20 protein-coding genes and 2 tRNA genes are annotated in these 20228 nt (G+C 71.2%); 18 read left to right on the top strand and 4 right to left on the bottom strand.

Translation table 11 applies throughout. From position 1 onward, the window contains the following. Nucleotides 1-16: 16 nt before the first annotated feature. Nucleotides 17-430, bottom strand: coding sequence for an SsgA family sporulation/cell division regulator (locus AB0C66_RS25140; protein ID WP_003959770.1), 414 nt, complete (start codon nucleotides 428-430; stop codon nucleotides 17-19). Between the two features lie 190 nt (nucleotides 431-620). Here AB0C66_RS25140 and AB0C66_RS25135 point away from each other — a divergent pair, with 190 nt between their 5' ends. The 5 genes from AB0C66_RS25135 (at nucleotide 621) to AB0C66_RS25115 (ending at nucleotide 2511) form a co-directional block, all read left to right on the top strand. Beyond that, complete coding sequence (locus AB0C66_RS25135; protein ID WP_362442783.1) at nucleotides 621-1079, top strand: TIGR02611 family protein; 459 nt, start codon at nucleotides 621-623, stop codon at nucleotides 1077-1079. Between the two features lie 87 nt (nucleotides 1080-1166). Further along, nucleotides 1167-1238 (top strand) — tRNA-Val (locus AB0C66_RS25130). A 157-nt stretch (nucleotides 1239-1395) separates the two neighbouring features. Continuing rightward, the gene (locus AB0C66_RS25125; protein WP_362442781.1) at nucleotides 1396-1890 is read left to right on the top strand and encodes an SRPBCC family protein; all 495 of its coding nucleotides are present in this window, start codon (nucleotides 1396-1398) and stop codon (nucleotides 1888-1890) included. Nucleotides 1891-1956: 66 nt separating this feature from the next. Continuing rightward, a tRNA-Val gene (locus AB0C66_RS25120) sits at nucleotides 1957-2028 on the top strand. Between the two features lie 111 nt (nucleotides 2029-2139). Next, complete coding sequence (locus AB0C66_RS25115) at nucleotides 2140-2511, top strand: VOC family protein (protein WP_362442778.1); 372 nt, start codon at nucleotides 2140-2142, stop codon at nucleotides 2509-2511. Between the two features lie 111 nt (nucleotides 2512-2622). On the opposite strand, the gene AB0C66_RS25110 is transcribed toward AB0C66_RS25115, so the two are convergent. After that, nucleotides 2623-3348 (bottom strand): 3'-5' exonuclease, encoded by a 726-nt coding sequence (locus AB0C66_RS25110; RefSeq protein ID WP_362442775.1) that lies wholly within the window; start codon nucleotides 3346-3348, stop codon nucleotides 2623-2625. A 162-nt stretch (nucleotides 3349-3510) separates the two neighbouring features. Here AB0C66_RS25110 and AB0C66_RS25105 point away from each other — a divergent pair, with 162 nt between their 5' ends. The 4 genes from AB0C66_RS25105 (at nucleotide 3511) to AB0C66_RS25090 (ending at nucleotide 8092) form a co-directional block, all read left to right on the top strand. Then, on the top strand, nucleotides 3511-4089 hold the full coding sequence (locus AB0C66_RS25105) for a DUF4365 domain-containing protein (RefSeq protein WP_362442772.1): 579 nt from the start codon (nucleotides 3511-3513) through the stop codon (nucleotides 4087-4089). Next, nucleotides 4089-5288, top strand: a complete 1200-nt coding sequence (locus AB0C66_RS25100; RefSeq protein ID WP_362442769.1) for a hypothetical protein — start codon at nucleotides 4089-4091, stop codon at nucleotides 5286-5288. The genes AB0C66_RS25105 and AB0C66_RS25100 overlap by 1 nt, the downstream gene beginning before the upstream one ends. Before the next feature lie 172 nt (nucleotides 5289-5460). Beyond that, nucleotides 5461-7440 (top strand): threonine--tRNA ligase, encoded by a 1980-nt coding sequence (gene thrS / locus AB0C66_RS25095; protein WP_362442766.1) that lies wholly within the window; start codon nucleotides 5461-5463, stop codon nucleotides 7438-7440. 91 nt (nucleotides 7441-7531) lie between these two features. Continuing rightward, complete coding sequence (locus AB0C66_RS25090; RefSeq protein WP_362442763.1) at nucleotides 7532-8092, top strand: HIT domain-containing protein; 561 nt, start codon at nucleotides 7532-7534, stop codon at nucleotides 8090-8092. Between the two features lie 69 nt (nucleotides 8093-8161). Here AB0C66_RS25090 and AB0C66_RS25085 read toward each other — a convergent pair whose 3' ends face one another. Then, nucleotides 8162-9814 (bottom strand): hypothetical protein, encoded by a 1653-nt coding sequence (locus AB0C66_RS25085; RefSeq protein ID WP_362442760.1) that lies wholly within the window; start codon nucleotides 9812-9814, stop codon nucleotides 8162-8164. Nucleotides 9815-10008: 194 nt separating this feature from the next. Further along, nucleotides 10009-12216: an elongation factor G-like protein EF-G2 gene (locus AB0C66_RS25080; protein WP_362442757.1), complete on the bottom strand. Its 2208-nt coding sequence runs from the start codon at nucleotides 12214-12216 to the stop codon at nucleotides 10009-10011. A 205-nt stretch (nucleotides 12217-12421) separates the two neighbouring features. On the opposite strand from AB0C66_RS25080, the gene pgsA reads away from it, so the two are divergent. The 9 genes from pgsA (at nucleotide 12422) to ruvA (ending at nucleotide 20119) form a co-directional block, all read left to right on the top strand. Further along, complete coding sequence (pgsA, locus tag AB0C66_RS25075) at nucleotides 12422-13090, top strand: phosphatidylinositol phosphate synthase (protein WP_362442754.1); 669 nt, start codon at nucleotides 12422-12424, stop codon at nucleotides 13088-13090. Next, nucleotides 13087-14043: a phosphatidylinositol mannoside acyltransferase gene (locus AB0C66_RS25070; RefSeq protein WP_362442752.1), complete on the top strand. Its 957-nt coding sequence runs from the start codon at nucleotides 13087-13089 to the stop codon at nucleotides 14041-14043. Before pgsA ends, AB0C66_RS25070 begins: the two co-directional genes overlap by 4 nt. After that, entirely contained in the window at nucleotides 14040-15200 is a 1161-nt protein-coding gene (locus AB0C66_RS25065; RefSeq protein WP_362442749.1) for a glycosyltransferase family 4 protein, read from the top strand. Before AB0C66_RS25070 ends, AB0C66_RS25065 begins: the two co-directional genes overlap by 4 nt. A gap of 374 nt (nucleotides 15201-15574) precedes the next feature. Continuing rightward, nucleotides 15575-16117, top strand: a complete 543-nt coding sequence (locus tag AB0C66_RS25060) for a hypothetical protein (RefSeq protein WP_362442747.1) — start codon at nucleotides 15575-15577, stop codon at nucleotides 16115-16117. 243 nt (nucleotides 16118-16360) lie between these two features. Next, nucleotides 16361-17281 carry a pyridoxal 5'-phosphate synthase lyase subunit PdxS gene (gene pdxS / locus AB0C66_RS25055; RefSeq protein WP_362442744.1) on the top strand — a complete coding sequence of 307 codons (921 nt, stop codon included), beginning with the start codon at nucleotides 16361-16363 and terminating at the stop codon, nucleotides 17279-17281. A 94-nt stretch (nucleotides 17282-17375) separates the two neighbouring features. Continuing rightward, complete coding sequence (gene pdxT / locus AB0C66_RS25050; protein WP_362442741.1) at nucleotides 17376-18029, top strand: pyridoxal 5'-phosphate synthase glutaminase subunit PdxT; 654 nt, start codon at nucleotides 17376-17378, stop codon at nucleotides 18027-18029. 48 nt (nucleotides 18030-18077) lie between these two features. Beyond that, a complete protein-coding gene (locus tag AB0C66_RS25045; protein ID WP_362442738.1) occupies nucleotides 18078-18830 on the top strand; it encodes a YebC/PmpR family DNA-binding transcriptional regulator in 753 nt (250 codons plus the stop codon). A gap of 138 nt (nucleotides 18831-18968) precedes the next feature. Then, nucleotides 18969-19502, top strand: coding sequence for a crossover junction endodeoxyribonuclease RuvC (ruvC, locus tag AB0C66_RS25040; RefSeq protein WP_362443298.1), 534 nt, complete (start codon nucleotides 18969-18971; stop codon nucleotides 19500-19502). Continuing rightward, nucleotides 19499-20119, top strand: coding sequence for a Holliday junction branch migration protein RuvA (ruvA, locus tag AB0C66_RS25035; protein ID WP_362442735.1), 621 nt, complete (start codon nucleotides 19499-19501; stop codon nucleotides 20117-20119). Before ruvC ends, ruvA begins: the two co-directional genes overlap by 4 nt. Nucleotides 20120-20228: the final 109 nt, after the last annotated feature.

Genomic DNA, 20228 nt, shown 5'->3' with positions numbered 1-20228 from the left:
CAGTTCTCGCCGGGTCTCAGCTCTCCGCCAGGATGTGGGAGAGCTCTGTGTCGAGATCGAAATGGCGGTGTTCGGTGCCGGGTGGCACCGCGGCGTCGGTCCGCTTCAGGAACGACTCCAGGGCCCGCGCCGGGGCCTCGAGCAGGGCCTCTCCCTCAGGCGAGCTCAGGGCGATGCAGACGACGCCCTGACCGTGGCTGCGGGACGGCCACACCCGGACGTCGCCGGTACCGGTGGGCCGGTGCAGGCCCTCGGCGAGAAGGTCGCGGGCGAACACCCATTCGACCGTCTCTTCGGCTCCGGTGTGGAAGGTGGCGTGCACGGCGTAAGGGTCGGCCGTGTCATACCGCAGTCCCGCGGGTACAGGCAGTGAGGACTCGCTCGACACAACGAGGCGCAGGTGCAGCTCGCAGCTGACCGTGGTGTTCATAAGCGCCAGGGCCTTTCGCTCAGTGTGCGCTCGGGGATTCGCACGTCGGCGAAATCGACATGCCACCTACGGTGCCGTTGTAAACCCCTCTGACCGTTTTGCGGCTCTTCTGGTAGCTCGGGCGGCCCAGCTCGCGAGCGGTTGGTACCGCCGTTCCGGTGACTGAAAACGATCAGGTAAGTTGGTTCACATGAATGCGGAGAGTGACGAGCGGCAGGAGGCCGTCGCGCCGGCGGCGGCCGATGTCGCGACGGGGGACGATTCGCGGGGCGGGGAGCCGATTTTCGGCTCCCGGGCGCCGCAGTTCATCAAGCGGTCCCGCACCCTGCACCTCAGCTGGCAGGTCGGCGTCTTCGTCGTCGGCCTCGCGGTCGTGGTCGCGGGGATCATCATGCTGCCGCTGCCCGGCCCCGGCTGGCTGGTGATCTTCGGCGGGATGGCGATCTGGGCGACCGAGTTCGTCTGGGCGCAGCTGGTGCTGCGCTGGACCAAGCGCAAGGTCACCGAGGCCGCGCAGCGCGCCCGGGATCCGAGGGTGCGCAAGCGCAATCTGATCCTCACCACCATCGCCGTGGTCATCTGCGCCGCGGCGATCTCGGTGTACGTGTGGAAGTTCGGCATCGTCATGCCCTGGAAGATCAAGGAGTGACCGCGAGGGCCGGTCGCCGTGGCCCGCCCCCGCCCGGGGACTGGTCATGAGCACGGTTCGGCATGCGCTAATGTTGGCCGTGCGCCCGGGCGATTAGCTCAGTGGGAGAGCGCTTCGTTCACACCGAAGAGGTCACTGGTTCGAACCCAGTATCGCCCACCCCGGACCGAGGGCCCGTACGGCTGACCGCCGTACGGGCCCTCGGCGTTGTATGCCCCGCGACCCCAACCGGTGGGCGGCGGCGGCCCCTTGGCGTTCGCTGCGCCCGCCGGCCGGTGTGGGTGTGCCGCGGCCGCGTACGGCGCAGACTGGCCCCATGGACTGGTGCCGCTACCGCTTCCGCAGCCGATGGGACCTCGACGCCCCGCCCGCCGCCGTCTTCGCGGTGCTGGCCGACGGCGACAGCTATCCGTGCTGGTGGCCGCAGGTCAGGGAAGCCCGGCGGATCGACGAGCGGACCGGTGCCGCCCGCTTCCGTTCGCTCTTCCCGTACGACCTGGAGGTCACCGTCCATGAGGCCCGGCAGGATCCGGCGGCCGGTCTCCTGGAGATCATGTTCTCCGGCGACTTGGAGGGCTGGGCGCGCTGGACGGTCACGGCCCGTGACGGCGGCACCCGGGCGTTCTTCGCGCAGGAGGTGGTGGCGCGCAAACCCCTGCTGCGCCGGCTCGCCCTCCCCGGGCGGCCCGTATTCCGTCTCAACCACGCCCTGATGATGCGCGCCGGGCGCCGTGGCCTGCGGGCCCACCTGGGCGCGGCGCGCGCCGGGCGGCCCGGGGCGCCACCGGCTCCCGGCGGGAATCCGGTTTGAACCAAACCCGCCGCGACCTGTATTGTTCAGGTCGTTCCGCCGGGGGAGACCCCCATCGGACACTCCGGGCGATTAGCTCAGTGGGAGAGCGCTTCGTTCACACCGAAGAGGTCACTGGTTCGAACCCAGTATCGCCCACCCCGTGAGGCCGGGCCGCCATAGGCGGTCCGGCCTCAACTGTGTGCGCTTGTACGGCCGGTGCACGGGTATCCGCATAAAGCTTCCACGTTGAACATTGGAGGGGAACCCATGGCCGTAGCGACCACAGCCGTCCTGTCCCTGGACTGCGCCGAACCCGAGGAGCTCGCCGAGTTCTACGCGGAGGTGCTCGGCGCCGAGATACTCGCGGTGACCAACGCCGACCGTATCGAGCTCGTGGCGCCCGGGGGTTCCCGGATGGCCTTCCTCCGCGACCACGGCTACGCCCCGCCGAGCTGGCCGCGTCCCGACGACTCCCAGCAGGCCCATCTGGAGCTGCTGGTGGAGGACATCGACGCGGCCGAACGCAAGGTGGTGGACCTGGGCGCACGGCCGCTGGAGACCCGGTTCAACGGCGGTCCGCGCGATGTCCGGATCTACTCCGACCCGGCCGGGCACCCCTTTGTGCTCCGCCTCGGCTGAGCCCCGGACGGGGCGCGGGGGCGGTGACGCCGCGGCGGTCCGGCCCGTGCGCGGCCCCGTGAACCTGTGAACCCACGATCCTGCGGCCGTGTGTGACCCGGGGGAGCGCCGTCAGGCCGCGGCCGGCAGATCGGGACGCAGCGGCCAGGCCGGATCGCACACCTCGTCCGAGCCGTTGAGCGCGAACCACGCCTGGAGGCCGCGGGCCTGCGCCGCGTACCAGATGGTCTGCCGGGCGTGCAGCTCGGCGAGGGTCAGGGTCTCCAGCCGCGAGGCGAACCGGCGGCCCACCGCCCGCACCACTTCCAGGGAGGCCAGCGCGTCCGCCGCGGCGTCATGCGCCCCGGTCAGCTCCACGCCGTAGTGCTCGCACAGATCGGTGAGCGTACGGCGCCCCTTGCGATAGCGGTCCAGATGCTTGTCCAGCACCCGGGGATCGAGCACGCAGAGTGAGCGCAACGAAAGATAGCCGGACAGGCTGGAGTTGCGATGGCGCTTCAACTCGCGGTCCAGCAGCGTGAGATCGAACGGCGCGTTCATCACCACCAGCGGGGTGCCTCGCGCGCTCTGCTCCGCGATGCCCCGCGCCACCTCCTCCATCACCGGCGCGGGCCAGCGGCCGTGGCGCTGGAGATGAGCGTCCGTCAGCCCATGTATCTCGGTGGCCGCGGGCGGCACCGGTATCCCAGGACTCACCAGCCAGCGACGGATTTCCGGCAGACAGCCGGTCCCGCGCTGGACGACAAGAGCGGCCGACACGATCCGGTCATCCTCGACATCGACACCGGTGGTCTCCGTGTCGAACGCGGCGAGTGGCCCCTCGAACCAGGACGGCATGGCCTCAACTCCTCGTGCGTGATCGTGCGATGACACCTGCAACCCGCCCCGACCAGGTGATACCCGGAGGGAGGTGGTCGAACCACCGCTGTTTGCCGTCGACCTGACGGGGAGACAACACAGGTGTACGGACCGGCGGACGACCGGAAGGCGTCAACAGTCATGGCGCTCGCTCAGCCCGATCCGGCCCCGGCGGCGAGCGGTCTGCTGTCCGAGCGGATCGCACCCCCGCGTGGCCATATCGCCACCACCGCCTGTATGGAGACCCTTCAGGTGGGGTATCTGCACGCCGTCGCGGCGGCCGCCGGCTGCTCGCTGGCGCAGCCCTTCCCCGACCACGGCATCGACTGGCATGTCAGCCACAGCGCGCCCGGCCACGCCGTGGACGACGAGGTCACCATCAAGGTGCAGTTGAAGGCCACGTACCAACTGCCGCCACGGCCGCGCGGGCCGACCTTCGCCTTCACCCTGGACAACGACCACCTGGTGAAACTGGCCCGCACCCCGGTCTCCGTGCACAAGATCCTCGTCGTGATGATCGTGCCGCGCAGCCAGGACGACTGGCTGCGCGCCGGACACGACCGACTCGCTCTGCGGCACTGCTGTTACTGGATCAATCTGGCGGGCCACCCGGTCACCGGGCGCCGCCGGACCACCGTGCGGATCCCGACCTCGCGGGTCTTCGACGACCGCGCGCTCTGCGAGATCATGACCCGGGTCGGGGCGGGAGGGAGACCGTGATGGACCGGTACCGGCCCGGGGGCGAGCCAGCGCCCGCCCCCGCCACCCCGCATCCCGACGAGGTCGATCCGGCCGTCCTCGGCGCGCTGCTCACCCGGCACGGCTGGCGCCGCCGCGGCGGGGCACCGGGGCGATACGCCCGCTGGACCCCGCCGGGGCAGCTCGCGGGCGGCACCAGCCTGCTGGTGCCCGAGACCCGGCAGTTCCCCGACAGCGGCGATCTGCTCGGTGAGGCGCTGATGGCGCTGGCCCGCAGCGCCGCCCCGTCCGCCCGCGAGGTGCTCACCGGTCTCGCCGTGCCCAGCGACGAGATCCGCTGGCGGCGCGAGGTGCCCGAATCCCGCGGCGGCACCGCCGCCTGGACCGCGCAGGAGCGGCTGCGCACCGCGGCCCGGGGGATGCTGCTGGCCGGTGCGCTCGCCGCGCACGGCCGTGCGGGCTACTACGGCGCGCGGCACCTCCGGGCGGCCGAGGAGTTCCTGGAGCGGGTGCTCACCGGCCCGGCCGGACCCACCTCCGCCGGCCGGGCGCTCACCGTCTTCGTCCCCGTCGAGGACGGCCGTGCCGCGACCGCCACCCTGCTCCGCGCGCTGCACGCCCTCCGGGACGCCGTGGACTACCAGCGCGCCACCGGTGGGATGGAAGCCTTCGACGCCGCCGTCGAGGCGGGGGTGAGCCGGGAGCTGACCGAGGCCGTCGTCGCGCTGGTCCAGGGCACCGAAGGGGCGCGGGTGGCCCTGGAGTGGTCCCCGGCCGCCGGTGCGCCGCCGGGGTTCCCGCTCCGCCCCGAGCCGGTGGAGTTCTCCCCGGGCGACCTCCCGGGGCTCCGCGAGGCGGGCGCCCGTTATGTACGGGACGAGCCGTCGGTGACCGTGCGGCTCACCGGAGCGGTGGTCCGGCTGCGCCGCCCCGGCCCCGGCGGCCCGGGCGCGGTGCGGCTGCGGGTGCTGGCCGGGGCCGATGTGGCACAGGTGCGCATCCTGCTGGCCGAGGACGATTACCGGGTGGCCGGCCATGCCCATCTGGTGGGGCTGCCGATCCGGGTCAGCGGGCGGCTGGAGAGCCGGGGCGGCTTCCGGCGGCTGACCGGGGCCACCGGCGTCACCCCGGTCCAGGTCGACGAGGCGGAGCGGGACCGGCTGCTCAAATCGCTCCAGGAACACCTGGACTTCTTCGAGGAGGCGTGCGGCGGCCCCTGACCGCCGGGCTCACGGCGGCGCGCGGGGCGGCCGGTCCGGGCGCCGGGGAGAGCGGCGCGGGGCGGCCGGTCAGCGCGCTCCCCGCCGTTTCGCGGTCGGACCGGTCGGCTCGGTACGATTCACGCTGCGCGGCATTCGCCGCGGTGAGCCACCCATCAGTCAGGAGAGACCGGTGTCAGATGTCCGTGTGATCATCCAGCGCGATTCCGAGCGGGAAGAACGCGTGGTGGCCACGGGCACTACGGCCGCGGATCTCTTCACCGGTGAGCGCTCGATCGTCGCCGCGCGCGTGGGCGGTCAGCTGAAGGACCTGGCCTACGTACCGGCCGACGGCGAGGAGATCGAGCCGGTCGAGATCACCAGCCAGGACGGTCTGGACATCCTGCGCCACTCCACCGCGCATGTCATGGCGCAGGCGGTTCAGGAGCTGTTCCCCGAGGCCAAGCTGGGCATCGGCCCGCCCATCAAGGACGGCTTCTACTACGACTTCGACGTCGAGACCCCGTTCCACCCGGACGATCTCAAGCGCATCGAGAAGAAGATGCAGGAAATCCAGAAGCGCGGGCAGAAGTTCTCCCGCCGCGCGGTGACCGACGAGGCCGCGCGTGAGGAGCTGGCGGGCGAGCCGTACAAGCTGGAGCTGATCGGCCTCAAGGGCTCCGCCGCGGACGCCGCCGAGGGCGCGTCCGCCGAGGTCGGCGCGGGTGAGCTGACCATCTACGACAACCTCGACCCCAAGACCGGCGAGCTGTGCTGGAAGGACCTCTGCCGCGGTCCACACCTGCCCAGCACCCGGAACATCCCGGCCTTCAAGCTGATGCGCAGCGCCGCCGCGTACTGGCGGGGCAGTGAGAAGAACCCGCAGCTCCAGCGGATCTACGGCACCGCCTGGCCGACCAAGGACGAGCTGAAGGCCCATCTGGACTTCCTCGCCGAGGCCGAGAAGCGCGACCACCGCAAGCTGGGCTCCGAGCTGGACCTGTTCTCCTTCCCCGATGAGCTGGGTTCCGGCCTCGCGGTGTTCCACCCCAAGGGCGGGGTGATCCGCAAGGAGATGGAGGAGTACTCGCGCAGGCGCCACGAAGAGGCGGACTACGAGTTCGTCAACACGCCGCACATCACCAAGGCGCGCCTCTTCGAGACCTCCGGCCACCTCCCGCACTACATGGAGGGCATGTTCCCTCCCATGGAGTTCGAGGGCCAGGACTACTACCTCAAGGCCATGAACTGCCCGATGCACAACCTGGTGTTCCGGGCGCGCGGACGGTCCTACCGCGAACTGCCGCTGCGGCTCTTCGAGTTCGGCACCGTCTACCGCTATGAGAAGTCCGGTGTCGTCCACGGCCTCACCCGGGCCCGGGGCTTCACCCAGGACGACTCGCATATCTACTGCACCAAGGAGCAGATGGCAGATGAGCTCGACAATCTGCTGACCTTCGTACTGAATCTGCTCCGGGACTACGGTCTGAACGACTTCTATCTGGAGCTGTCCACCCGGGACGACTCCGATAAGTTCATCGGCGGGCCGGAGCAGTGGGAAGAGGCCACCGAGGAGCTGCGCAAGGCCGCTGAGAAGCAGGGCCTCGAGCTGGTCATGGACCCGGGCGGCGCGGCCTTCTACGGTCCGAAGATCTCCGTCCAGGCCAAGGACGCCATCGGCCGTACCTGGCAGATGTCGACGATCCAGGTCGACTTCAACCAGCCCGAGCGGTTCGCGCTGGAGTACACGGCGGCGGACGGTTCGCGTCAGCAGCCGGTCATGATCCACCGAGCGCTGTTCGGCTCCATCGAGCGGTTCTTCGCGGTGCTGCTGGAGCACTACGCGGGCGCCTTCCCGGTGTGGCTGGCCCCGGTGCAGGCGGTCGGCATCCCGATCGGCGACACCCATGTGCCGTACCTGGAGGAGTTCGCGGCCAAGGCCAAGGCCAAGGGGCTCCGGATGGAGGTGGACTCCTCCTCGGACCGTATGCAGAAGAAGATCCGCAACGCCCAGAAGTCCAAGATCCCATTCATGATCATCGCCGGTGACGACGATGTGACGGCCGGAGCGGTCAGCTTCCGCTACCGCGACGGGTCGCAGAAGAACGGCATCCCGGTCGACGAGGCGCTGGCCGAGATCATCGACGCGGTGGAGCGGCGCGTGCAGGTCTGAGCCGAGCCGCGGGCGGCAGCCCGCGGAGGTGCCGGGGGGCGGTCCCGGAAGGGGCCGCCCCTCACCGCTTCCCCACCCTTCCTGGGCGAATATGCTGGCCCGCATGACGAGTGAGCCGGAGCAGCAGTTCGGAGTGGGGACGCCCGATGCGTTCCAGCGCCTGTGGACGCCCCACCGGATGGCGTACATCCAGGGGGAGAACAAGCCCACCGGCCCGGGGGCCGGTGATGGCTGCCCGTTCTGCACCATCCCGGAGAAGTCCGATGAGGACGGCCTGATCATCGCGCGGGGTGAGCACGTCTACGCGGTGCTCAATCTGTACCCGTACAACGGCGGCCACCTCATGGTCGTGCCGTTCCGCCATATCGCCGACTACACCGAGCTGGACGCCGGGGAGACGGTGGAGCTGGCCGAGTTCACCAAGGCCGCCATGACCACGCTGCGTACCGCCTCCGGCGCGCACGGTTTCAATATCGGGCTCAACCAGGGCTCCGTTGCGGGCGCGGGGATCGCCGCCCATCTGCATCAGCATGTGGTGCCGCGCTGGGGTGGCGACACGAACTTCATGCCGGTGATCGGCAACACCAAGGTGCTGCCGCAACTGCTCGCCGACACCCGCCGGATGCTCGCCGCCGCCTGGCCGCGCCCATAGGCCCGGGGCCGGGCTCCTGGCCCGGGGGCCGCTTCCTGGGCCCGGGCCCCCTGGCGGGGCCCCGGCCGGTCAGGCGTCGTACAGATCGGCCTTCTTGGGGGACGCGTCCTGCACCTGGCCGCTGAGCGCCAGCGAGCGGTTGCCGAAGCGCTCGGTGTCCACGCCGTGGTGCTTGAGCACACCGATCGCCGCCTCGTGGACCACCCGCAGCACGGGGGTGGCCGCCCGCAGCGCGTCGTCCGCCATGAACCGGTGGCGCCAGGGCTTGTCGGCCCAGGCGTGGCGCAGTCCGAACGGCTCGGGCAGCACCAGCTTGCCGCCCAGGTGGTCCAGGACCGGCGGATACCAGGTGAAGGGGGCGCGCGCGGTCAGCCGCACCACCTCCTTCGTGTCCACCAGCGGCAGCGGAACCGACTTGGTCTCCCAGAACCGGAAGGCCTTGCTGACCGTCTTGGACGGCGCCGACGGCTTGCTGGTGAACAGCGGATGCACCGGCCCCAGGGCATGGCCGGTGACCTCGATCCGCAGCGTCTTGTGCAGCAGGGTCACCGTGATCAGCAGCGTGATCACCAACTGGCCGTCCCACAGCACGAACTGCACACCCAGGTAGTGCCGGTCACCGGCGCCGAACTGCTGCTGGTCGCAGATCCGCTGGAGCTCGACGCCCCGTATCTGGAAGCCCTCCTCCTCGGAGGTGCCGCCGCGCTCGACCGCCTTGGCCCCCTCGCCGATGGGCGAGACCACCCAGTGGCGCACCGAGGGGGTGGGAAAGCCGCCGGTGTGCAGCGGGCTGCGCTCCAGCATCCGGAGCTGGTCGTGGATCGCCCGTATCACGTCCCAGCTGCGGAAGGGGTCGATCTCCTTCTCCGGCTCGGCGGAGACCAGGTCCTCGGCCAGCTGCCAGCTTCCCCAGCGGGTGCCCATGCCCAATATGCCCTTGGGCCCGGCGTAGAAGACCACATTGCTGTACTGCTCGGCGGTGAGCTTGTGGAGCGCCTTGCGCAGCTCCTCGGCGGAGGTCTGGCCCGGGTGGTTGGGCACCGTCTCGGGCACCTTGGCGCCCACACCGCCGCCCGCGAGCAGCCCGCCCCAGGAGTCCCGCAGGTCCCGCGCGGTGCGCTCGCAGATCTGCTTGGCGATGTACCAGCCGATCACCGGGGCCACCACCACCCCGCGCAGATAGAAGCCCCAGAAGCCACCGAACGGCAGCTTGATCAGGAAGATCAGGGTGATCACCGTGAGCGCGATCAGCAGCGCCGTGCCCAGCGCTCCCATCCGCTTGTCCTGGGCACCGGCGACCGAGCGCCGCAGCTGGAAGGCGCCGAGCCACAGCAGCACTCCGGGGAGGAAGAGCAGCCCGAAGATCACCATGACGACGCTGAGCCGGGCGTCCCGGGTCTTGCGGATGTTGTTGGCGGCGAGGCAGTGCTCCACGACCGTCTGCGGCTCGGTCCCGAAGGACTGGATCACCTGGCCCCGGCCGCCGCCGAGCATCCGCGTCTGGACCGCACGGGAGAACGCCTCGCCCAGATTCGGCTCGAACAGCGATATCTTCGGCGCCGTGACCGCCGAGACCGTCCACTCCGAGTTGGCGTCGAGCAGCTTGGCCACGGGCCCGTCACGGTAGGCGGCCGAGGCGAGTGCCTGCGTCGCCGCCGTCTGCCCCGCAGCCCCCGACAGAGGCACCTGTGCCCCGGGACTGAAATCGAATCCGTCCGTCACCAACGCCCCCAATACCGCACGCCGCTTGCGCTGCGACCTCAGCGTATCGGGGGTGTGCACCACCTGTCGCCAGGGCGTGCCCGCCTGTGGACAACCGTGCGGGCGAACAGCCGCCCGCCCCACCGGAGTCGGGACGGGCGGTGCGGCGACTACGCGGCAACTACGGCGACTACGCGGCAACTACGCGGCGGCAACTACGCGTCCGCGTAGGCGCCTTCGCGGATCCGTTCGGCCAGCTGCTGCGGCATCGGCTCATGCCGGGCGTAGGAGCGGCTGAACCGCCCGGTGCCATGGGACAGTGAGCGCAGATCGACGGCGTACCGCCCGATCTCGATCTCCGGCACATCCGCTCTGATCAGGGTCTGGCCGCCGCCCGACTGTTCGGTGCCCACGACCCGGCCGCGGCGGCCGGACAGGTCGCTCATCACCGCGCCCACGAAGTCGTCCGCGATCAGCACCGACACCTCGACCACCGGCTCCAGCAGGTCGATCCGGGCGTCGACCGCCGCCTCGCGCAGCGCGAGCGCACCCGCCGTCTGGAACGCGGCGTCGGAGGAGTCCACCGAATGCGCCTTTCCGTCCAGCAGCGTGATCCGCACATCGACCAGGGGGTAGCCCGCGGCGACGCCGCGGGCCGCCTGCCCGCGCACACCCTTCTCGACGGACGGGATGAACTGCCGCGGTACGGCCCCGCCGACGACCTTGTCCACGAACTCGATGCCCGAGCCGCCCGGCAGCGGCTCCACCTCGATCTCGCAGATCGCGTACTGGCCGTGTCCACCGGACTGTTTGACATGCCGTCCGCGCCCGGCGGCCTTGCCGCGGAAGGTCTCCCGCAGCGAGACCTTGTACGGCACCGCGTCCACCTGTACGCCGTACCGGCTGCGCAACCGCTCCAGCGCGACGTCCACATGGGCCTCACCCAGACACCACAGCACCACCTGGTGGGTGTCCGGATTCTGCTCGAGGCGCATCGTGGGATCCTCGGCGACCAGCCGGGACAGCCCCAACGACAGCTTGTCCTCATCCGGTTTGCTGTGCGCCTCGATGGCGACGGGCAGCAGTGGATCGGGCATCTGCCAGGGCGCCATCAGCAGCGGGTCGTCCTTGGCGGACAGCGTGTCGCCGGTCTCGGCGCGCGTCAGCTTGGCCACACAGGCCAGATCGCCCGCGATGGCCTGGGGGAGCACCCGCTGCTGTTTGCCGAACGGCGAGGAGAGGGCGCCCACCCGCTCGTCCACGTCGTGGTCCTCATGGCCGCGGTCCTCCAGGCCGTGCCCGGACACATGGACCGTCTGGTCCGGACGCAGCGTCCCGGAGAAGACCCGGACCAGGGAGATCCTGCCGACGTAGGGGTCGGAGGAGGTCTTGACCACCTCGGCGGCCAGCGGACCGTCCGGATCACAGCGCAGCGCCGGACGCGGGACGCCCTCGGGCGTGGTGACCTCGGGTGCCTCGCGCTCCAGCGGAGTGGGGAAGCCGCCGGTGATCAGCTCCAGCAGCTCGGTGGTGCCCAGGCCCTGTTTGGAGCCCTCGGCGGCCGGGGCGGCGGCCAGCACCGGGTGGAAGCTGCCGCGCGCGACGGCCTTCTCCAGGTCCTGGATGAGCGTTTTGACATCGATCTCCTCACCGCCGAGATAGCGGTCCATCAGGGTCTCGTCCTCGCTCTCGGCGATGATCCCCTCGATGAGCCGGTTGCGGGCCTCCCCGATCAGCGGGAGCTGGTCCGGCACCGGCGGTGTCTCGGTCCTGGCCCCCGAGGAGTAGTCGAAGACCCGCTGGGAGAGCAGCCCTATCAGCCCGGTGACCGGGGCATGGCCGTCCGGGGCGGGTTCGCCCCGCAGCGGCAGGTACAGCGGGAGCACCGCGTCCGGATCGTCGCCGCCGAAGCTCTCCTGGCACAGCGCCGTCATCTCCTCGAAGCTGGCCCGGGCCGCCTCCAGATGTGTGATCACGATCGCCCGCGGCATGCCGACGGCCGCGCACTCGTCCCAGACCATCCGGGTGGCCCCGGCGATGCCCACCGCGTCCTGGGCGGCGGAGACAACAAAAAGGGCCGCGTCCGCTGCCCGCAGACCGGCCCTGAGCTCCCCGACGAAATCGGCGTACCCCGGGGTGTCGAGGAGATTGATCTTCATCCCGCCCCATTCGACGGGGACCAGGGACAGCTGTACCGAGCGTTGCTGCCGGTGCTCGATGTCGTCGTAGTCGGAGAGACAGCCGCCGTCCTCGACCCTGCCCGCCCGGTTGACCGCGCCCGTCGCCAGTGCGAGGGCCTCCACCAGCGTCGTCTTTCCCGTCCCGCTGTGGCCGACCAGCACCACGTTCCTCAGGGAGCTGGGCCGGTCGGCCGCCACTGCCCTTCCGGCGGCCCCTGGATGTGTACTCGTCTTGTCGCCCATGTGTCTCGCCTCCCGGTCGACACCTCGCGATACTTCGAGCTTTCCACCGAGGTAACGGTGCGTCCATACGTCGCACATCCGGGCGTAGTGCGAGCCCGGTGCGGGAGCGGCCGACGGGTGCGCGGCGCCCCGGCGGGGCGTGGCTACGATGGGCGCGCCGGTGGCCCCTTGACCATCCGGCCCAATTCGACCCACCGGGAAGGCCATGCTGAACAAGTACGCGCGTGCATTCTTCACGCGTGTTCTCACACCGTTCGCCGCCCTGCTCATCCGTCTCGGGGTCAGCCCCGACGCGGTGACCCTCGTCGGAACGGGCGGTGTGATCACGGGCGCACTGGTCTTCTACCCCCGGGGGGAGTTCTTCTGGGGGACGGTGGTCATCACCCTCTTCGTCTTCTCCGACCTGGTCGACGGCAATATGGCCCGGCAACTGGGCCGCTCCAGCCGCTGGGGGGCGTTCCTGGACTCCACCCTCGACCGGGTCGCCGACGGCGCGATCTTCGGTGGGCTGGCGTTGTGGTACGCCGGTAAGGGCGACGACAATGTGCTGTGTGCGGTGACGATCTTCTGTCTCGCCAGCGGCCAGGTGGTCTCGTACACCAAGGCGCGCGGCGAGAGCATCGGGCTGCCGGTGAAGGTCAACGGGCTGGTGGAGCGCGCCGAGCGGCTGGTGATCTCGCTGGTGGCCTGCGGCTTCTCCGGGCTGCACACATTCGGGGTGCCGCATATCCAGATCCTGCTGCCGATCGCCCTGTGGATCGTCGCCGTGGGCAGCGCGGTGACCCTGGTGCAGCGGGTGGTGACCGTGCGCCGCGAGGCCGCCGAGGCGGATGCCGAGGAGCGGACGGTGACCCAGGGGGGCGAGTCACGGTGAAGGATCGGCTGACCGACGCGCTCTACGGGCTGGGCTGGAGCGCGGTCAAGAAGCTGCCGGAACCGGTCGCCACAGGGCTCGGGCAGCGCATAGCCGATCAGGTATGGAAGCGGCGCGGCAAGGGCGTGCTGCGGCTGGAGACCAATCTGGCGCGGGTCGTCCCCGATGCCTCCGCGCGCCGGCTCGCGGAACTGTCGCGCGCCGGTATGCGCTCCTACATGCGCTACTGGATGGAGTCCTTCCGGCTGCCGACCTGGAGTCCGGAGCGGATCCGCACCGGCGTCGACATCCACGACGCGCACCATCTGACGGACGGGCTGGCCAGCGGCCGGGGCGTGATCCTCGCGCTGCCCCATATGGCCAACTACGACCTCGCCGGGGCCTGGGTCACCACACGGCTGGGCGTGCCCTTCACCACCGTCGCCGAGCGGCTGAAGCCGGAGACGCTGTACGACCGCTTCGTGGCCTACCGCGAGGGCCTGGGCATGGAGGTACTGCCCCACCAGGGCGGCAGCGCCTTCGGGACGCTGGCACGGCGGCTGCGCGCGGGCGGTCTGGTGTGCCTGGTCGCCGACCGCGACCTGTCGTCCTCGGGCGTGGAGGTCGACTTCTTCGGCGAACGCGCCAAGATGCCCGCCGGACCCGCCCGGCTGGCCGCCCAGACCGGCGCCCTGCTGCTGCCGGTCACCCTCTGGTACGACGACACCCCGGTCATGCGGGGGAGGGTGTACCCACCGATCGAGGTCGCCGCCTCCGGCCCCCGCGCCGAGCGGGCCGCCGCGATGACCCAGCAGATCGCCGACGCCTTCGCGGCGGGGATCGCCGAGCACCCCGAGGACTGGCATATGCTCCAGCGGCTGTGGCTCGGGGACCTGGAGCCGCGTCCGGCGACCGATACGGCCGCCCGCCCGGTGACGGGGGCCTCCGACGGCTCCGGAACGGAGAAACCGTGAGGATCGGCATCGTCTGCCCGTACTCCTGGGACGTCCCCGGAGGCGTGCAGTTCCACATCCGCGATCTGGCCGAGCATCTGATCCGGCGCGGCCACCAGGTCTCGGTGCTGGCCCCCGCGGACGACGAGACCCCGCTGCCGCCCTATGTCGTCTCCGCCGGACGCGCCGTGCCGGTGCCGTACAACGGCTCGGTGGCCCGGCTCAACTTCGGCTTCCTGTCCGCCGCGCGGGTGCGCCGCTGGCTGCACGACGGGTCCTTCGACGTCATCCACATCCACGAGCCGACCTCGCCCTCGCTCGGTCTGCTCGCCTGCTGGGCGGCGCAGGGGCCGATCGTGGCCACCTTCCACACCTCCAACCCCCGCTCCCGAGCCATGATCGCGGCGTATCCGATCCTCCAGCCCGCGCTGGAGAAGATCAGGGCGCGGATCGCGGTGAGCGAGTACGCCCGGCGGACGCTGGTCGAGCATCTCGGCGGCGACGCGGTGGTCATCCCCAACGGCGTCGACGTGGACTTCTTCGCCGACGCCGAGCCCAAGGAGGAGTGGCGCGGGGACACGATCGGGTTCATCGGCCGGATCGACGAGCCCCGCAAGGGCCTTCCGGTGCTGATGCGCGCCCTGCCGAAGATCTTCGAAGCGCGGCCGGAGGCCCGGCTGCTGGTCGCCGGGCGCGGTGACGAGAAGGAGGCCGTCGCGGGGCTGCCGGCCGCGATGCGGGAGCGCGTGGAGTTCCTGGGCATGGTCAGCGACGAGGACAAGGCGCGGCTGCTGCGCAGCGTCGACGTCTACCTCGCGCCCAACACCGGCGGTGAGAGCTTCGGGATCATCCTGGTCGAGGCGATGTCCGCCGGGGCCGCCGTCCTGGCCAGCGACCTGGACGCGTTCGCCCAGGTCCTGGACGGCGGAGCGGCCGGAGAGCTGTTCGCGAACGAGGACGCCGACGCGCTGGCCGCGGCCGCCGTGCGGCTGCTGGAGACCCCGGAGCGGGTGGCCGAGCTGCGCGAGCGGGGCCGCCGCCATGTGCGCCGCTTCGACTGGTCCACGGTCGGCGCGGACATCCTCGCGGTGTACGAGACGGTGGCAGACGGCGCGGCGTCCGTGGGCGCCGACGAGCGGGCCGGGCTGCGCGCACGCCTGGGCTTCGCCCGCGACTAGGTCGTGTCGTTCGGGTCGAACGACACGGTCCAGCCCCGCGGGCCGCGCCGCGCCCCCTCGCCGTCCGGCATCCGCGGGTCCCTCGGCACCACGTCGGGCAGGCGGCGAGCGCTGAGCGCCTCCGCGTCGCGGGCCGCTCGCCGACGGCCTCCGGTCCGGGTTCGTACCGGCGCCGGTACGGGCCCCACCGTCGTGCCCTCACCCGGCGACCGGGCCCGTGTCCGTGTCCGTGTCCGTGTCCGGGTGCTGTGCCAGCGCCAGCGCCAGCGGCGCCGTCGCGGGTCTCGGGGTGAGCCTCCGGAGGGGGAGCGGGGCGGCCGCGGCCCGGATCGTACGGCGCCCGCCCCGGGCGCCAGCCGGTAGCGTGGCGCGCCGTGAGCACTCTCATCTGGATCGCGGCGGCGCTGATCATCATCGCCGTCTACCTGAGCTGGACCGCGGGACGTCTCGACCGGCTGCACAGTCGGCAGGACGCGGCCCGGGCCGCCCTGGACGCCCAGCTGCTGCGCCGCGCCTCGGTCGCCCAGGAACTGGCCACCGCGGGGGTGCTCGACCCCGCGGCGTCGATGGTGCTGTACCAGGCCGCCCACGCCGCCCGGCAGTCCGAGGAGGAGCACCGGGAGGTCGCCGAGAGCGAGCTGAGCCAGGCGCTGCGGGCCGTCTTCGAGGAGAGCGCGCAGGTCGAGGCGGTACGGGAGGCGCCGGGCGGCGAGGAGGCGCTGGGCGAGCTGACCGAGGCGGTACGGCGGGTCCCGATGGCGCGGCGGTTCCACAACGACGCGGTGCGGGCGGCCCGGGCGCTGCGCCGCCACCGCACGGTGCGCTGGTTCCGGCTGGCCGGTCACGCCCCGTTCCCGCTGGCCTTCGAGATGGACGACGAGCCGCCGTCCGCACTGGCCGCCCGCGCCGGACACTGAACCGCCCGCGGCGGGCCGACGCCATTGCCGACCCCGTTGACGCCGACCCCGCTGACGTGGGACGTCGCCGCCTTCGAGCCACCGGCCCGCAATTGGCCCTTGCCGCGCGCGGTGCCCAGCCGCTTGTGTCATCCCTGTAGCACAGGCGCCATCGACCTGGACCGGATGGCCGGGTCATGAACCGGTATCGAACGGCCCTACGATGGGCTCATCGCACTTTTCATCATCGAGTGAGGTCAAACCGTGTCCAGCACGCCCGCCAGCACGTCCAACTCCGAGGCTCCCGCGACCGGCACCGCCCGCGTCAAGCGCGGTATGGCCGAGCAGCTCAAGGGTGGCGTGATCATGGACGTCGTCACCCCCGAGGAAGCCAAGATCGCCGAGGACGCCGGTGCCGTCGCGGTCATGGCCCTCGAGCGGGTTCCGGCCGATATCCGCAAGGACGGCGGAGTGGCCCGGATGTCCGACCCGGACATGATCGACGGCATCATCGACGCCGTCTCCATCCCGGTCATGGCCAAGTCCCGGATCGGCCACTTCGTCGAGGCCCAGGTGCTCCAGGCCCTCGGCGTCGACTACATCGACGAGTCCGAGGTCCTCACCCCGGCCGACGAGGTCAACCACAGCGACAAGTGGTCCTTCACCACGCCGTTCGTCTGCGGCGCCACCAACCTGGGCGAGGCCCTGCGCCGGATCGCCGAGGGCGCGGCCATGATCCGCTCCAAGGGCGAGGCCGGTACCGGTAATGTCGTCGAGGCCGTGCGCCACCTGCGCCAGATCAAGGGCGAGATCTCCCGGCTGCGCGGGCTGGACAACCACGAGCTCTACGCGGCGGCCAAGGAGCTGCGCGCCCCGTACGAGCTGGTCCAGGAGGTCGCCGCGGTCGGCAAGCTGCCGGTCGTGCTGTTCTCCGCGGGCGGTGTGGCCACCCCGGCCGACGCCGCGCTGATGCGCCAGCTCGGTGCCGAGGGCGTGTTCGTCGGCTCCGGCATCTTCAAGTCCGGCGACCCGGCCAAGCGCGCCGCCGCCATCGTGAAGGCCACCACCTTCTACGACGACCCGAAGGTCGTCGCGGAGGTCTCCCGCAACCTCGGCGAGGCCATGGTCGGCATCAACTGCGACACCCTCCCCGAGAGCGAGCGCTACGCCCAGCGCGGCTGGTAATCCGGCTGGCTTCGGCCATCGCACCGGAACCACCCGGCACCACGCGTCCCGGCGGACGCGTGGTGCCCCCGACGTCCCGAGAGGTTTTCGTTCCGTGTCTCCCTCGACTTCCTCCTCCGCGCCGTCGGCGCCCGCCACGGCCGAGGACGCCCCGGTGATCGGGGTGCTCGCCCTCCAGGGCGACGTCCGGGAACACCTCGCCGCGCTCGCCGCGGCCGGTGCCGATCCCCGGCCCGTCCGCCGCTCCGAGGAGCTCGCCGAGGTCGCCGGACTGGTGATCCCCGGCGGCGAGTCGACCACCATGTCCAAGCTGGCGGTCATCTTCGGGCTGCTGGAGCCGGTGCGCGAGCGGGTGCGCGCGGGCATGCCGGTGTACGGCACCTGCGCGGGCATGATCATGGTCGCGGACAAGATCCTCGACGGTCGTGACGACCAGGAGACCGTCGGCGGAATCGACATGATCGTCCGTCGGAACGCCTTCGGCCGTCAGAACGAGTCCTTCGAGGCCGGGATCGATGTCAAGGGCATCGACGGCGGCCCGGTCGAGGGCGTCTTCATCCGCGCGCCGTGGGTGGAGTCCGTCGGCGCGGCCGCCGAGGTGCTGGCGACCTTCGACGGGCACACCGTCGCGGTCCGGCAGGGCCATGTCCTCGCGACGTCGTTCCACCCCGAGTTGACCGGCGACCACCGGGTGCACGCGCTTTTCGTCGCCATGGTGCGGCAGTCCACGCGGGGCCGGGCCCGGTAGGATCGCAGGCGTTCGTACAGCACTGGGTTACGCGAAGGAGACAGGCGGATGTCCGGCCACTCTAAATGGGCTACGACGAAGCACAAGAAGGCCGTGATCGATGCCAAGCGCGGCAAGCTCTTCGCGAAGCTGATCAAGAACATCGAGGTCGCCGCGCGAACCGGCGGCGCCGACCCGGACGGTAACCCCACGCTCTTCGACGCCATCCAGAAGGCCAAGAAGAGTTCGGTTCCGAACAAGAACATCGACAGCGCGGTCAAGCGCGGTGCCGGTCTGGAAGCGGGCGGCGCCGAGTACGAGACGATCATGTACGAGGGTTACGGCCCCAACGGTGTCGCGGTGCTCATCGAGTGCCTTACCGACAACCGCAACCGCGCCGCCTCCGACGTACGCGTCGCCATGACCCGCAACGGCGGTTCGATGGCCGACCCCGGCTCGGTCTCCTATCTGTTCAACCGTAAGGGCGTGGTGATCGTCCCCAAGGGTGAGCTGACCGAGGACGACGTGCTCGGCGCGGTCCTGGACGCGGGCGCCGAGGAGGTCAATGACCTCGGTGAGTCCTTCGAGGTCATCAGCGAGGCCACCGACCTGGTCGCCGTCCGCTCCGCGCTCCAGGGGCAGGACATCGACTACGACTCGGCCGAGGCCAACTTCGTGCCCACCATGCAGGTGCAGCTCGAAGAGGACGGTGCGCGCAAGATCTTCAAGCTGATCGACGCGCTCGAGGACAGCGACGATGTGCAGAACGTCTTCGCCAACTTCGATGTCACCGACGAGGTCATGGCCAAGGTGGACGCCTGACGTTCCCTCAGCACATGGGTAGCGGGCGGGTCGGCGGGGACACACCCCACCGGCCCGTCGGCGTTGTCGGTGGCAGCCGCTAGCCTGCGTCAGCAGCTGATCGAAGCGGCGGTGAGCGGCGGTGAGGGGAGGAGCGTCGTGCGGGTGCTGGGTGTGGACCCGGGGTTGACCCGGTGCGGTATCGGTGTGGTCGAGGGAGTCGCGGGGCGCCCGCTGCGGATGCTGGGCGTCGGCGTCGTGCGCAGCCCGGCGGAGGCCGAGATCGCCGACCGCCTCGTCCTCATCGAGCGCGGTATCGAAGAATGGCTCGACGCCCACCGGCCCGGATTCGTCGCCGTGGAGCGGGTGTTCAGCCAGCACAATGTGCGCACCGTGATGGGCACCGCCCAGGCCAGCGCCGTCGCGATGCTCTGCGCCGCCCGCCGGGGCCTGCCCGTCGCGCTGCACACCCCCAGCGAGGTCAAGGCGGCCGTCACCGGATCGGGACGGGCGGACAAGGCCCAGGTCGGCGCCATGGTCACCCGGCTGCTGCGGCTCGACGCACCGCCCAGACCGGCCGACGCCGCGGACGCGCTGGCGCTCGCCATCTGCCATATCTGGCGGGCGCCCGCGACCAACCGCCTCCAGCGGGCCGTCGCCGCCCACCGCACCACGAAAGGCCGTACTCCATGATCGCGTTCGTCTCCGGTCCGGTCGCGGCCCTCGCCCCGGACACCGCCGTCGTCGAGGTCGGGGGTGTCGGCCTGGCGCTCCACTGCACCCCCGGCACCCTGTCCGGGCTGCGCCTCGGCGAGCCGACCCGGCTCGCCACGTCGCTGGTCGTGCGCGAGGACTCGCTCACCCTCTACGGCTTCGCGGGCGACGACGAGCGCCAGGTCTTCGAGCTGCTCCAGACCGCCAGCGGGGTCGGCCCCCGGCTCGCCCAGGCCATGCTGGCCGTGCACACCCCGGACGCGCTGCGGATCGCCGTCTCCACCGGGGACGAGAAAGCGCTCACCGCCGTCCCCGGCATCGGCAAGAAGGGCGCCCAGAAGCTGTTGCTGGAGCTCAGGGACCGGTTGGGCGAGCCGATCGGCTCCCCCGTGCCCGGCGCCCGCCCCGCTCCCGCCGCGGGCTGGAGCGATCAGCTGCACACCGCCCTGGTCGGCCTCGGCTACGCCCCCCGGGAGGCCGATGAGGCGGTCGCCGCCGTCACCCCCCGGGCCGAGGCGGCCCTCGTCGACGGCGCCGCGCCCCAGGTGGCGCAGCTGCTGCGGGCGGCCCTCCAGACCCTGAACCGCACACGGTGACCGGACGGCGTCGCGCCGGGGTGCGACCGGCGGCACCGCGCAAGACGGCAGCGCTCAGGACGGCACGGCGCAAAACGGCACCGCTCAAGACGACATCGCGAGGCGATAC

Origin of the sequence: Streptomyces sp. NPDC048636 (assembly GCF_040650655.1) — a bacterium.
Taxonomy (GTDB): Bacteria; Actinomycetota; Actinomycetes; order Streptomycetales; family Streptomycetaceae; genus Streptomyces.
This window is presented reverse-complemented; position numbering and strand designations above follow the sequence as displayed.